This is a genomic window from Candidatus Aminicenantes bacterium, from assembly GCA_026393795.1.
Taxonomy (GTDB): domain Bacteria; phylum Acidobacteriota; class Aminicenantia; order UBA2199; family UBA2199; genus UBA2199.
Window position 1 is genome coordinate 1 of sequence record JAPKZL010000186.1, and the last position, 13,353, is coordinate 13,353.

The window sequence follows — 13,353 nt, forward strand, 5'->3', positions numbered from 1 at the left end:
GATGACGCGGTTGAAAAAACCCCAGGCCGCCAGGCTGTCGGAAGACTCGGGTTCGAGCAGCACCGGAACGAGCCGCGCCAGTGGCTGCTCCAAGCTGACGTAATAGGCGCCGGCGGGGATGTCCACGATCGCTTTTTCATACTGGCCCTTGATGGTGTTCAGCACGTGGCCCTGGAAAATGGTCTTGTCGAGCTCCACCGCGGAGATCTTGAAGCTTTCCGCCTCGGCCTTGAAGCCCTCCAGGATCCGCTCCACCCGGATGCCGTGCCGCTTCAGGTTGAGCAGCACTTCCGGCTGCTGCGGCAGCAGGACGTAGCCGGCGGGCAGCTTCAGGCTGCGGCACGGTGCGGCCAAGGCCAGGTAGGGCAAGCGGTAGTCGTGCGGCGTGTCGGTTTTTTTCATGATGAAATCGCCTACCCAGGACGGGTACTTGTCACGCTCCTCGGGCTTGATGATTTCTTTGACAAATTCATAGCTTTTCACCGTCAGCTCGAAAAGTTTTTCGGCTTTGAATTCCAGGACGAATTCGGCCCCGCCGTAGCTGCGGATGGTTTCCAAGTCGACCTGGCGGATCAATTCGGCCATCGTCTTGCCGTTTTTCGCGGTAAAATCGAGGATGGCGGTGATGAAGGCCAGCGACGACTGCACGCGGGTTTCGAAATCGGCGTAGGCGTAATTCTCATCCAGGATGGAGAAACGGTTGCGCAAGCCCACGTAATTCGATCCGAAACGGGCTTCCAAAGAATCGTTCTCCCAGCCTTTTTCCGGAAATTCGCGATCGACGAAATTGCCGTAGGGCACGCTGTCATACCCGTACGTGGACTTCAGCATGCGGGCCACGGGCGGGAAAAATTTCTGCCACATGAACTGCTGCAGTTTTTCGGAACAGTTGGGATTGACCAGGGTGGAATAGGTCACCGGTTCCCGGTGAAAGGAGCCGTTGGTGGTGTGCATGTCCACGACCAGCAGCGGGACCCAGGAATTGAAAACGTCCACCAGGGCCCGCACCTCGGGCGATTCCAGCTTCAGGTAGTCGCGGTTCAGGTCGAGGTTTTGCCCGTTGAAGCGCACGCCGGCCAGTTCCGGGCCCAGGTCGCGGCGGTTGTGCCCCAGCTTGTCGTTGCCGTCGGCGTTGAAGATCGGGATGAAAAGCAGCACCTGGTGGTCGAGCAGGCCCGAAAGCCGGCCCAAGGCGACATCGCGGATGAGCATCAGCGATGCTTCCTTGCCCTCGACCTCGCCGGCGTGGATATTGGCCATGATCAGCATCGCCGGCTTGCCGGCCGTCTGCAGGTCGGCGGGGCGGCCGACCTTTTCCTTGCTGAGCACCACCAGCGGGATCAGCCGCCCTTCGCTGGAAGTAGTCAAGGTCAATATCTTGATCACGTCGGACTTCTTTTGCACCTGGTATAAAAAACTCATGACGTCGTCGTACAACGAGGTCTTCGTGTAATGCGAACTCTCGGCCACGGTTAATATGTCCTGGGCTGGAAGGAGATAGGAGAAAAGAAAAACGGTCGTTAATAAAATAGCGCGCTTCATGGGACCTCCAATTTAATATTATACCTGAATTTTTTTTTTATTGTAGGCGACCCTCTTTCTTCGTGTAGGGGCCGGTTTGCTTACCCCCGTTAGGGGGAAACCGGCCCGCAAACATCAAAAAACGGTGAGGAAACGAAATGCGGGCGGGTTGCAAACCCGCCCCTACCAAAACACGCTGTCCGCAAATTCCCTTGACATTTTTTCATCTGTTTTCTATACTGATGCGCACTATGATCGAAAATTCGTGGAGGTAAAAATGGAAAAGAAACCCTATGTCCTGCCGCAATTGGAGTTCGGTTATAAAGACCTGGAGCCATGGATTTCGGAAACGCAGTTGCAGCTGCACCACCAGAAGCACCACGCCGCCTACGTCAATGTCGCCAATGCCATCCTGGAGACGCTGGACAAGAACCGCAAAGACGGCGTCGACAGCGATGCCAAGGCCCTGGCCAAGGCCTTTTCCTTCAACGCCGCCGGCCTGCTGCTGCACGCACTGTTCTGGGAAAACCTGGCCCCGGCCGCCAAGACCACACCCAAACCCGCCGGCAAGTTCGCGGCGCTCATCGACGGCGAATTCGGCAGCTTCGACCGCTTCAAAAAAGAATTCAGCCAAACCGCCGTCAGCGCCGAGGGCTCGGGCTGGGCCGCCCTGGTCTACTGCCGCCAGACGAACCGCCCGCTGCTGATGCAGATCGAGAAGCACAACACCAACGTCATCCCCATGTTCCGCGTCCTGCTGGTCCTCGACGTCTGGGAGCACGCCTACTACCTTGATTACAAGAACGACCGCGCCAAGTTCGTCGAAGGCTTCTGGAACCACGTCAACTGGAAGGAAGCGAACAACCGCCTGGAAGCCATCCTCAAATAGTTTTTTTACAGCGGAGGAAAATCCAACGTGTGCGTCGGGGCTTGACTTTTCCGGTCCTTTTACTACAATGAAGCCATGCGTTTCTATGTCATCACCAACCGCTCCGACCGGCCGGCGGAGGAACCATGATCCCCAATAAAGGCAACCTCAGCGAAACGGCTCCGCTCAAACTGCTGTTGGTCATGGACGAGCACAACCAGACCGGCATCCTCTATTTCAGGAAAAACGAGATCCTCAAGGTCTTCTATTTGAACCAGGGAAAGATCAGCTGGGCCATTTCCAGCGACGAAGAGGACAAGATCGAGCACATCCTGCTCGCCAAAAAACTGGTCAACCCCGATGCGCTCGCCCCTTTCCTGGCCGGCAACAAGATCAGTGAAACCTTCGGCAAGATCTTGGTGGAGAACGGGCTGATCAGCCTGGAGACGCTGATCAATGCCAGCCGCGACCAGCTGATGCACATCGCCACCAGCGTCTTGTTCTGGAACAGCGGCAGCTACCAGCTGGAATCGGAATCGCCGCCCACCCGCCTGGTCAGCCTGGAACTGGAAATCGCGCCGCTGGTCTACAATTACATCCTGGCTCATATGGACGTGAACATCATCTGGGAGGAGATCGGATCGCTCTCCGGGGAGCTGCAGCAAAGCGCCGCCAACGAGAAGATCTTCCAGTACAACCTGGACGCCGAACAGCAGGAAGTGTTCAATTGCTTCCGCGAACCGCAGCGCCCCGAGACGGTGCTGCTCCGCTTCCCGGCCGAGCGCAAGCATACGATTCTGAAGATCCTTTATTTCCTGGTGGTCGCCGGCTTGCTGGTCAAAAAGGAAGCCGACATAATGGCCGCGCTCAACTTCAATGAACTGGACAGCCTTTTCGGTCATGAGCAGCCGGAGGCGCCGGTTGAGGTGAATGTCGAGATTCCGCCCATGATCAACGAAACCGAAATCAAGGACATTCCCATTCACGGTTTCCCGGAAGCGGCCAAATCCGAATCCATCACCGAGGTCTCTTTGTCGGAAATCCCCGAGCTGGAGCCCAAAACCGACATGGCGCCGAAGGTCAAGCCCAGGGAAACTCCGATTCCGGTCCGGCCGGAACGAAGGCTGCCCCGCATCCAGCCGCTGCTACCGGAAAAACAAAAATCCCGCTGGGTGAGCGTCTCGTTCATTTCGCTCGCCCTGGCGGCCGTCGTCATTGCCCTGTTCATGTGGTTCAACCGCGCCACGGGAAACCCCGAGCTCGAACCGGTCGGCGAACGCCCCGTCTCCCGGGCCAGGCAGAAACCCGCCGTCAAACCGGATGCCAACAAGGCCGAGCAGATATTGAAAGCGGAGAACGGCGCCACCGAACCCGACCGCACCACCACTCAGGCCCAGGCGCAAGCCCCGGTTGAAAAAAAGGCGAACGCCCCGCTGACAACAACTCCGGCTGGAAAAAAAGCGGTCGCCCCAACGCCGACCGTTCCGGCCACCGATGCCGAGGCTCGGAAAGCCTTTAGCGCGGGGAGATTCAGCGCCGCCGGCGATCTATGGCGCCGGGAGCTGGTCAGCGACAAGTTCGACTTCAGCATCCTGCTGGAAATGGACTGTTTGGAGCAATCGGTGAACAGCGCCTACGGGCAGGTGACCGACAAGGAGAATTTTTTCATCCTCAACCGCGTCAAGGCCGGCCGCACCTGCTGGCTGGTCCTCTGGGGAAAATTCCGCACCCAGAACGAAGCGCAGCAGAATCTAAAATTGATTCCCGAATATTTCTTCAAGCAGAGCGAGCCGCCGACGGTCGTCGAGCTAGCGCCTTACTTGTAATTTTCAGAACCATTCGTGACGCGTGTAGTCACACTATGGTTTCAGCAAGTTTTGAGGTCGCTGAAACCATCACGTGTGACGAGTGACGAGACAAGAGTCGAACAAAAGTCAAAATACCAATGCCGAATTCCAAGCTCCAAAAAACAAAAAAACACCAATAAACAGATTACCCAAACAAATAAAAAATTAACAGAAATATGCTTTGGGTAGGGAACGCAAATTTGCGTTCCCTACAGAAAAAAACCTCTGAAAAATTTTTATTTCGGATAGTGGGATTTGGAATTTGTGATTTTTGGTTTTTTTCTTCCCTCGTTACGCGTCACAAGTCACGGAGTTCAGGTAATCAGAACATGATGAGCATCATGTCCATCAACAGCGAGTCCTTGGGGTTCTCGACGATGCGGCCCGACTCGGAATCCCGGCGGTAAAAAATAAACGTGGGCACTTTTTCCACCAGCGTTCCCGGCGCATAATACTTTTGGCCGCTGACCGACTTTTTGTCAACCTCAAAAAAATTGACCGCGAATTCAGGGACATTGAGGCTGTCGACGATTTTCAGGAATACCGGCACGTGTTTTTTGGAATCATCGCACCAGAAGCCGAAATAGACATCGGCCCGGAACCCGGCCACTTTGTTCCTCAGGCTGTCGATGACGGCCGCGTCCGGGACGTAGGTCTCATAGATTTGCTTCCACTCGTGCAGTTGCAGGATGGCGCTGCGCTCCACCGCTTTTTGGCCCCAGGCGCTCGCGCCAACCATGCTCAGTAAAAGCCACAGTGTCTTTTTTTTCATGCTGCACCTATTTGCGATAAATGATCTTGATGGTCCCTTTCTTGCCCAGGGAGACGATGTCGTTATCGTGCAATTCGTGCTCGTCGATTTTTTCCTCGTTCACATAGGTGCCATTGGTCGAATGGTGGTCCTTGATGACGATCTGACCATCGCGGTATTGGATGGAACAATGGAGCTTGGAAACGATCGGTTCCTGAATGAGGGCCAGGGCTTGGGCGGGATCGCGTCCGATCGTCAGCTGGTTGTCGGTCACCAGGTAGCTGCCGATCTGCTGGCCGTTGACCAGGACGGAGATTTTTCCGTAAATTCCCGGGAAGGAAGTCGGTCGCGCCGGTTTTTCCGGCTGGGTTTCGCCTTCCACTTGCGTCATGCCCTTTCCCAGATCCGATCGTTCCAGGTTGAACTTGATTTCAGGATAGGCATCGTGGCGGCGGCGCAGGATCAGCCAGATGACTACCGCAATGGCCAGCATGATGAAACCGCCCAGCAGCAAGGGTGAGCTGTTTTTCTGCCAAAAACCCAGCGCGGCAAAAGCCGCCGGCGCAGAAAAAATCTTTTTTTTCAAACCGGCCTCCTCACAAGACATATTTGTTCAAAAAATCAACGAGGAATTGCTCCTTGGCCAATTTATTGTTTTTAATACCCAGCATGAATGATTCGTTCATTTCCTGGCCGCCGATGGTGGCCGCGATGGTGATGCGCAGGCCATCCCCCATGCGGATGGACGTGACGTTGCCGGCCTGGAGCGCGAAACTGTGATCGCCGCGGGCATCGGAGCTGAACATGATGACCTTTTTCTTGAATTTCAGCTGGCCCAAGCAGGAATCGCCGGTATCGTCGTGCAGGTGGATCAGCTCCAGGGTGACCAGGTAATCGGCCTGCAAGGACCTTAGCCACAATTGCTCGGCGGCGGCGAATTTGTTCAGCAAAAATTTCACATTGCCCAGCACGGGCAGCATCCGGCTTTCGTTTCCCGATTGCAGCAGGGCGTCGGCCAGCCGGTCGGCGGCAGCCAGGTTTCTCCTGGCCATGAAACCGCGCAAGCGGATCAATTCGGCATCCAGGCTCCCCAATGGTTCGGCCGGCGGTTGATTTTTTTCATTGCTCGCCGGCATTTTTTCCGCCGCCTTGTCCGGCACTTGTTGAGGAATGTTTTCTGCCGCCTTGGTTTGGGCATTCTCCGGCGCACCCGTCTTGACTTCGCCACCGGCCGGCGGCGTACCGCTTGGCGGCACTTTTTGCTCGCTTGGGATTGTCGCTGGGGCGGCAAGCGGGTTCTCGGCTTCCGCGCCTTGCGTCGGTCCCGGGTTTGCATTGCCGGGTGTTTTTTCAGCGCCGGCCGGGACCCTGGTATCGGCCGCCACCTGTACAGCTTGCGACTCGCCGCCAGCGCCGACGTCATGGCGCTTCAGCAGCTTTCCGGACAGGAAGACCCAGGAAATCCCCAACCCCAAAAGCACGATCAACAGGGCAATGATCTTCAGCGGCGATTTCAGAAAACCACGGCGCTCCACTACCGGCATATCCAGAATTTGCGTCTGTGGGATTGCCGAGAACTCGGGCTGGCCGGCTTTGCCGAGATCGTCGTGTATTTTTTTGAGCTCGGTGATCATTTCGCCGGCGCTCTGGAAGCGTTTTTCCACCTTCTTCTGCAGGGCCTGCAGGATGATCTTTTCAAGCTTGACGCCGATCTGGGAATTGTAGAGCGACGGCCGCGGAGGCGGCGTTTCCAGGTGGGCCTTCTGGATCTGGAACTCGGAATTGGTTTCCGAATCAAAAGGCACCCGGCTGGTGACCAGTTCGTAGAAAGTGACTCCCAACGAATACAGGTCGGCCCGAAAATCGATGTGCTTGCCCATGATCTGTTCGGGGGGGGTGTACCAGGGCGTGCCCATCATCATCCCGGTCTTGGTCAGGCCCTGGGAGCCGAAAATCTTGGCGATACCGAAATCGGAGATCTTGACCTGACTGTCCTTGGCCAGCAGGATGTTGGCCGGCTTGATGTCGCGGTGGATCACGTTGTGGGCATGGGCATAGACGAGGCCTTCGGCGACTTGGATGATGATCGAAATGGCTTCGCTGGGGCTGAGCATTTTCCTGGCCTGTAATACTTCCTTCAGGCTTTTACCGTCCACGTACTCCATGGCGATGATGTACTGGTCGTCGATTTTATTGAAACTGAAAATCGTGACGATGTTCGGATGGTTCATCCGCGCCTGGGTCATGGCCTCGATCTTGAAACGGTCCATCAGCTGCTGGTTGTCGGCCAGCTGCGGATGGATCGCCTTCAAGGCCACCTCACGGTTGAGCATGGTGTCGATGGCGTGATAGATGGTGCCCATCCCGCCCCGGCCGATCTCCGCCTGGATGAGAAAATGCCCGATTTTTTCGTTGATCTTGATCATGTGTCGCAGGTTAGGGAGAACAATTTGTTGCTGTCATTGAAGAGCAGCCTCTGGCCATTGCCCAGGTCGAGCAACAGTTTCACCACGTGGATGCGGAAATTATTGAAGTGATAATCGTGCCGGATCTCTTTCTGGCCGCGGCGGATTTCGACGCACTGATCGGGATGGTGCAGGAGCAGCGCATGATCGGCGAAGTACTCGATGAACAGCAGCGGCGCCAGGCCCGGCAGCTGGTACTCGTCCATTTTCTCGAAATTGTTCAGGTTGAAGACCGAGACCCAACCGGTCTGCTCCTGGCAATAGAGCATGGTCATTTGGCCGGCGATCTTCTTGAAAAACAGCCGCGCCCCTTCCGAAAAAACGAGGCCGGGGATGGGAAACTGCTGGCCGTCGAAGGTCTGCCAGTTTTTAATGCCGTAATACTGCTTCAAATCGTGAAAAACAAAAATACGCTCATTGATGAAATCGGGGACGATCCTGCCCTTCAGGTTGGCGATCTTGAAGATCTTGCCGTGCTTCGATTCCATTTCCTTCAGGTCGAATTGCTTGTCGGCCTGGATGATCAACAGCGGTTTGGGAGCATCCGGCTGAAGCAGGCGGTAATCGATGGCCAGCGTCGGTGATCGCCGCAGCAGGTAGATCTCGCCGTTTTCGGCCGGAACGACCTGGTCGTCGTTGCTTAGCTGGACGTTCCGCGTCGACTGGTCCTGCAGGTTAAAAACGACCAGCGTGCCGTTTTTAACGAAATGGAGCTTCTGCGCCACCAAAAATTGGCAATCGGCCGCGGCCAGATCCAACGCCTGCAGCTTGCCAGAATCGATCTCGGCGATCGGCTGCGGTTTTTTGTTGCTCTGCCCGGCCTCCAAAAAAGCCACGCCGGCATTGTCGGCGACTTTCGTCCGCTCCTGGGCAAAATTTTTAAACACGTACCACAGCGTCACCAGCACCGCCAGCAGGAACAGCAGCGCGATGACGGCGAACAATTTTTTGCGCGACCGGGCCATCTTGATCGGCTTCGTCTTCTCCAGCATCTCCAGGGAACCCAGACGGACAATCTGCAGGGTGATATTGTCGGCGCCGCCGTTGGCGTTGGCCATCTTGACCAGGACGTTGGCCGCGTCCTCGGGATAGTAATCCACGACCGTCCTCATCAGGTCGTCGTCGGTGACCATGTTGCTCAGGCCGTCGGAGCAGAGGACCAGAGCGTCCCCGTCCTCCAGGCCCATGGAATTCACCATTTCCGGCGCCAGGTTCTCCCGGGCTCCCAGGGACATGTACAGGACGTTTTTCTGGGGATGCTCGCGGGCTTCCTCGGGAGAGATTCTCCCCTCTTCCACCAGCTTCTCGACGAAGGAATGGTCGGTGGTGATTTTCCTTATCTTGGCCTTACGGATCAGGTAGATGCGCGAATCGCCGACGTGGGTGATGAACGCCTTCATATCGGCGATGACCATGGCCGAGAAAGTAGTCCCCATGCCCCGTTTTTCAATGTCGGCCGCAGCCTTTTCGAACACCACCGTGTTGGCCTTGCGGATGGCCGCCTCCATGCTTTCCATGATGGCGGTATTCTTTTTCCTGAGCGTCTTGTAGACATCGGAAAAGGTCTCCGAGGCCAGCCGGGAAGCTACGTCCCCGGCCTGGTGCCCGCCCATGCCGTCGGCCACGATGAATAAAAATTCGTTGGCGCTGATTTTTTCGCTGAGGAAATAATCTTCATTGGCGTTGCGGACCTTGCCCACGTCGGTTCGGGCGAAAAAATGGATGTCCATGTTACCGGCTGCTTTTTCTTGGGGATCGGGAACGGATTCCCTGCCACGTCGCTTTCATCATCTCTCCCTGACTGGTCATCCAAACACCGCCTTGCGGACACGTGTCATGACTGCCTCCGCTGCTCTCTTAACACAACGATTTTTTTTTGTCAAATACAGGCGGCCGACTCCGTTTTTTCGCCAGATCGCTAGTGCCCGGCCGGCGTTGGCGCAGGAAAGGATGGTACCGCCTTGGCCAAGGCTTGGGCAACCAGCTCGGTATAGCGCTCAACGGTAAAATGCTCGCGGCAATAAGCCAGGGCCCGGCTGGCGACCGCCTCTCCCTGGGGGCCGGCCGCCAGGCGGATAGCGGCGGCGAAAGCCTCGGGGTCGGGCGCGGCCAGGAAAGCGATCTCCCGGCTGACCGACTGGGTATGGGTAGGCAGGTCGGTGGCCACGACCGGCACGCCGCTGGCCAGGTAGGAATAGATTTTCAGCGGGATATTGGTGCCCAGGATTCTCGGCGAGACCAGGACGGCGGCGGCATGCAGGTAGTACGGGATATCGCGGGAACGCTTCTGCCCGAGCGCCATGATCCGCCCCTCCAGTTCCATCTCCTCGACCTGGCGGCGCAGCTTGGCCACCTGGCCCTCCTTGCCGCCGATCACCACCAGGCGGAAATCGTCGCCCAAAAGGCGCATGCTTTCCAGCAGCAGCGGGATGCCCTGGTAGGCCTCCAGCGTCCCGGCGTACATGATCACTTTTTTTCCGTCGGCATTGATCTCGCCCTTGACCTGCGCCATTTTTTCTTCGCTGCTGACCCCGGGACGGTCGTCCATGAAGTTTTCGATCAGCGTCAGCTTGGCGGCGGCGGTGATGCCGGCGGCGTAGTCGAACAGGGAGCGGCAGATGACGATTACCGCGGTGGCGTTTTTCAGCGAGACCGTTTCGCTGAACTTGAACAGGCGGACGATGATCCGCGAGCGGGTGAAGTTGAAGTTTCCCATCTGCTGGACCAGCGACGAGTGCATGTCGTACAGGTGGGGGATCTTGGTCATCTTCTGGCATAAGACCCCGATGAGGCTCGCCTCTTCATGGGTATGGATCAGGTCATAATCCTCGCGCCAGAGCCGGCGCAGCGCCTTCAGCAACAGGAAAAAATCGAGCCCGACCTTGACCAGCGACGGCCCGGTGCGCACCGACGTGATCCAGGGGAACTTGGCGCAGCGGAAGATCTTCAGCCCCGGGATGTGCTTGTCCACGCCAAAGGGATAGGTGACCAGGTCGACGGTATGCCCCAACGCCGACAGCGCCTTGATGCGGAAATATTCAGAAAAGGGCGTCCCGCGCGGTTCAAAGAAGGGTTCGGGGGCGATCATCAATATTTTCATCGGCAAATCCTATGAGTTCGCGAATGGCATATTCGTTCTTGTCAAACCCCTCGTGATAGATGCGCGAGAGCATTTCGGCCAGCAGCCCCAGCGAGATGGACTGGAAGCCCAGGAAGATCATCAGCAGGGTGAAGAAAAGCAGCGGCCGGCCGGCGATGCCCTGATTGAGGACAAATTTTTCATAGGTCAGGACCAACCCGCAGCCCAGGCCGGTCAAAATCATCAGCAGCCCGGCGCCGCCGAAAATCTGCAGCGGCCGGTGCGAATAAGCCAGGAGGAACTTGAGCGAGATCAGGTCGATCACCACCCGGAACGTCCGGCCCAGGCCGTACTTGGATTTGCCGAATTGGCGGGCGCGGTGGTTGACCGCGATCTCGGTGGAGCGGATGCCCATGCGCGAGGCGATGGCCGGGATGTAGCGGTGCATCTCGCCGTACAGTTTCAGGTTCTTGACCACGTCGCTGCGGAAGCCGCGCAGGGTGCAGCCATAGTCATGCAGCCGGGTGCCGGTGATCCAGGAGATGAGCTTGTTGCCGAAAAAAGAAGGCACTTTCCGAGTCAGCCACTTGTCGTGGCGGTCCTTGCGCCAGCCGTTGACGATGTCGAAGCCTTCTTCGACCTTGTCCACCAACAGCGGGATATCGGCCGGGTTGTTCTGCAGGTCGGCGTCCATGGTGATGACCACGTCGCCATGACACAATTCGAAACCGGCCGAAATGGCGGCACTCTGGCCGAAATTTTTGCGGAATTGGATGATCTTGACCCGCGGGTCCTGGGCGCAAATATTCTTCAATGCAGGCAGCGAACCGTCGTTGCTGCCGTCGTCGACAAAAATTATTTCATAGTCTTCCGGCCGGTTTTTGATCGCCGCGGCAATCTCCTCATGCAGCAGGCCAACGTTTTCAGCTTCGTTGAAAACCGGGATGACGATCGAAACCAATTTTTTTTTCATTGGTTATTTTTAACACAATTGGGGGATTAATACAAGGCGGACGTGAAAAGGTGATGAAAAACATAAATGTCATTGTGATGAAAAAGTCAAAGGTATCGCTGCATATTTTACCCACAGGCAAATAATCTCGCGAGTAAATTTGACAGGTGGTTAAAAAAGAAGTAAATTGGTATTCATGAAAACACGTTACCTGGCCAAACAAGTATGCACGGACTTGCGCCGGAAAATGGTTTTTGTGGCCGGACCCCGTCAAGTCGGAAAAACTACCATGGCACGGCAGATCCTCGGTAAAGCCGGTCTCTATCTCAACTGGGATGTGCCCGAACACCGCGAAACCATCCTGCGCCGGGAATTGCCGGCCGCGGGCGGTCTCGTTCTTGACGAAATCCATAAATACCGCTCCTGGCGCAATTATCTGAAAGGATTGGTGGACCAGCCGGAACGGAAGCTGAATATCCTGGTTGTCGGCAGCGCCCGCCTTGATATCTACCGTTTCGGCGGTGATTCGCTGCAGGGCCGCTATCATTTTTTACGCCTGCATCCGTTTTCGGTGGCCGAGCTCAAATTGCAGCGGCCTCAGGAATTGCTCGATCTGCTGACCCTGGGCGGATTTCCGGAACCGTATTTGTCCGGCTCGCAGACAGCGGCCCGCCGCTGGTCGCGATCCTATCGCAGTCGGGTCATTCGCGAGGAGGTCGCTTCTCTGGAACATATTCTCGATCTTGGCAACCTGGAACTGCTGGCCTTGCGTTTGCCGGAGCTGGTTGGATCTCCGCTTTCCATCAACGCCCTGCGCGAAGACCTGCAGGTAAGCCACAAGACGGTGAGCCGCTGGCTTATGGTTTTAGAGCGGCTTTATTTCCTGTTCCGCCTCGCTCCATTCGGCGCCCCAGCCATCCGGGCCGTAAAGAAGGAGGCCAAGCATTACCATTATGACTGGAGCCAGGTTCCCGAGCTGCCGCAACGATTTGAAAACCTGGTGGCCTCCCATTTGCTCAAATGGGTGCACTTTCAGCAGGATGCCCATGGACTTGATATGGAACTTAGGTATTTTCGTGACGTGGACGGCCGCGAAGTTGACTTTGTCATTTGCGAAAACCGTAAACCGCTGCGTTTCATTGAAGTAAAATGGGACGATGCAACGGTTTCTCCTGCACTGGGCTATCTGAAAAAGAGATTTCCTGATGTGGAAGCCCTACAGATCAGTGCCGTAGGCAAGAAAGATTTTCTGTCCCGCGAAGGCATCCGTGTCCGTCCGGCGCTGTCGTTCCTGCGTGAGCTCGTATGAAAATTTGACAAAAATTTTATTTTGCGTTATTATTTTTCATTAAGAGATCGGGCTTTGCAACAAACAGATCGAATAGAATTTATCTTTCGTCTCAAAAAGCATGATTCCCAACCGCTTAATCAAACCAATGAAAAGAGGATTTCAAACTAATGAATTTTGAACAATTGCCACTCGATCCCCGGCTGCTGCGGGGGATCCAAGAGATGGGTTTCACCGAACTGACCCCGGTCCAGGAAAGGACCCTGGCCATCACCCTGACCGGGCTTGACGCGGCCGTCCAGTCGCAGACCGGCACCGGCAAGACCGCGGCCTTCCTGATCACCATTTTCCAGGGGCAGCTGGTCGCCGAGGCCAGCCGCCGCAAGGCGTTGATCATCGCCCCGACCCGCGAGCTGGCCGTGCAGATCGAAGCCGAAGCCAAGCTCATCGGCCGCCACCTGCGCGCCAGCGTGGGCTGCTTTTACGGCGGCGTGGGCTACAACCACCAGGAAACCATGCTCAAGCACGGCGTGGACATCATGGTCGGCACCCCGGGCCGCCTGCTTGACCTGGAAGGGAAAG

General features: G+C 56.4%; 11 protein-coding genes. 4 read left to right on the top strand and 7 right to left on the bottom strand.

Features of this window, described 5'->3' with window-relative positions:
• A partial coding sequence (locus NTW95_08780; GenBank protein MCX6557504.1) for a M14 family metallopeptidase occupies positions 1-1,542 on the bottom strand: 1,542 nt, incomplete at its 3' end.
• Positions 1,543-1,798: 256 nt separating this feature from the next.
• On the opposite strand from NTW95_08780, the gene NTW95_08785 reads away from it, so the two are divergent.
• Both NTW95_08785 and NTW95_08790 read left to right on the top strand, forming a co-directional pair.
• Entirely contained in the window at positions 1,799-2,410 is a 612-nt protein-coding gene (locus NTW95_08785; protein ID MCX6557505.1) for a superoxide dismutase, read from the top strand.
• 125 nt (positions 2,411-2,535) lie between these two features.
• Complete coding sequence (locus NTW95_08790; protein MCX6557506.1) at positions 2,536-4,215, top strand: hypothetical protein; 1,680 nt, start codon at positions 2,536-2,538, stop codon at positions 4,213-4,215.
• Positions 4,216-4,558: 343 nt separating this feature from the next.
• Here NTW95_08790 and NTW95_08795 read toward each other — a convergent pair whose 3' ends face one another.
• From NTW95_08795 to NTW95_08820, 6 genes are all read right to left on the bottom strand, one after another.
• Positions 4,559-5,008 (bottom strand): thioredoxin family protein, encoded by a 450-nt coding sequence (locus NTW95_08795; GenBank protein ID MCX6557507.1) that lies wholly within the window; start codon positions 5,006-5,008, stop codon positions 4,559-4,561.
• 7 nt (positions 5,009-5,015) lie between these two features.
• On the bottom strand, positions 5,016-5,573 hold the full coding sequence (locus NTW95_08800) for an FHA domain-containing protein (GenBank protein ID MCX6557508.1): 558 nt from the start codon (positions 5,571-5,573) through the stop codon (positions 5,016-5,018).
• A 10-nt stretch (positions 5,574-5,583) separates the two neighbouring features.
• Complete coding sequence (locus tag NTW95_08805) at positions 5,584-7,413, bottom strand: protein kinase (protein MCX6557509.1); 1,830 nt, start codon at positions 7,411-7,413, stop codon at positions 5,584-5,586.
• Positions 7,410-9,182: a Stp1/IreP family PP2C-type Ser/Thr phosphatase gene (locus NTW95_08810; GenBank protein ID MCX6557510.1), complete on the bottom strand. Its 1,773-nt coding sequence runs from the start codon at positions 9,180-9,182 to the stop codon at positions 7,410-7,412. Before NTW95_08810 ends, NTW95_08805 begins: the two co-directional genes overlap by 4 nt.
• 188 nt (positions 9,183-9,370) lie before the next feature.
• Entirely contained in the window at positions 9,371-10,552 is a 1,182-nt protein-coding gene (locus tag NTW95_08815) for a glycosyltransferase family 4 protein (GenBank protein MCX6557511.1), read from the bottom strand.
• A complete protein-coding gene (locus NTW95_08820) occupies positions 10,515-11,504 on the bottom strand; it encodes a glycosyltransferase family 2 protein (protein MCX6557512.1) in 990 nt (329 codons plus the stop codon). The genes NTW95_08815 and NTW95_08820 overlap by 38 nt, the downstream gene beginning before the upstream one ends.
• Before the next feature lie 226 nt (positions 11,505-11,730).
• Here NTW95_08820 and NTW95_08825 point away from each other — a divergent pair, with 226 nt between their 5' ends.
• Together NTW95_08825 and NTW95_08830 are read left to right on the top strand one after the other, a co-directional pair.
• A complete protein-coding gene (locus NTW95_08825) occupies positions 11,731-12,792 on the top strand; it encodes an AAA family ATPase (protein ID MCX6557513.1) in 1,062 nt (353 codons plus the stop codon).
• A 149-nt stretch (positions 12,793-12,941) separates the two neighbouring features.
• On the top strand, positions 12,942-13,353 hold a 412-nt coding region (locus tag NTW95_08830), incomplete at its 3' end, for a DEAD/DEAH box helicase (GenBank protein MCX6557514.1).

Excerpts from the sequence above, each read along its gene's own strand:
- NTW95_08785 (MCX6557505.1), top strand. The coding sequence starts at position 1,799 with ATGGAAAAGAAACCCTATGTCCTGCCGCAATTGGAGTTCGGTTATAAA.
- NTW95_08790 (MCX6557506.1), top strand. The coding sequence starts at position 2,536 with ATGATCCCCAATAAAGGCAACCTCAGCGAAACGGCTCCGCTCAAACTG.
- NTW95_08795 (MCX6557507.1), bottom strand. The coding sequence starts at position 5,008 with ATGAAAAAAAAGACACTGTGGCTTTTACTGAGCATGGTTGGCGCGAGC.
- NTW95_08805 (MCX6557509.1), bottom strand. The coding sequence starts at position 7,413 with ATGATCAAGATCAACGAAAAAATCGGGCATTTTCTCATCCAGGCGGAG.
- NTW95_08810 (MCX6557510.1), bottom strand. The coding sequence starts at position 9,182 with ATGGACATCCATTTTTTCGCCCGAACCGACGTGGGCAAGGTCCGCAAC.
- NTW95_08815 (MCX6557511.1), bottom strand. The coding sequence starts at position 10,552 with ATGAAAATATTGATGATCGCCCCCGAACCCTTCTTTGAACCGCGCGGG.
- NTW95_08820 (MCX6557512.1), bottom strand. The coding sequence starts at position 11,504 with ATGAAAAAAAAATTGGTTTCGATCGTCATCCCGGTTTTCAACGAAGCT.
- NTW95_08825 (MCX6557513.1), top strand. The coding sequence starts at position 11,731 with ATGGTTTTTGTGGCCGGACCCCGTCAAGTCGGAAAAACTACCATGGCA.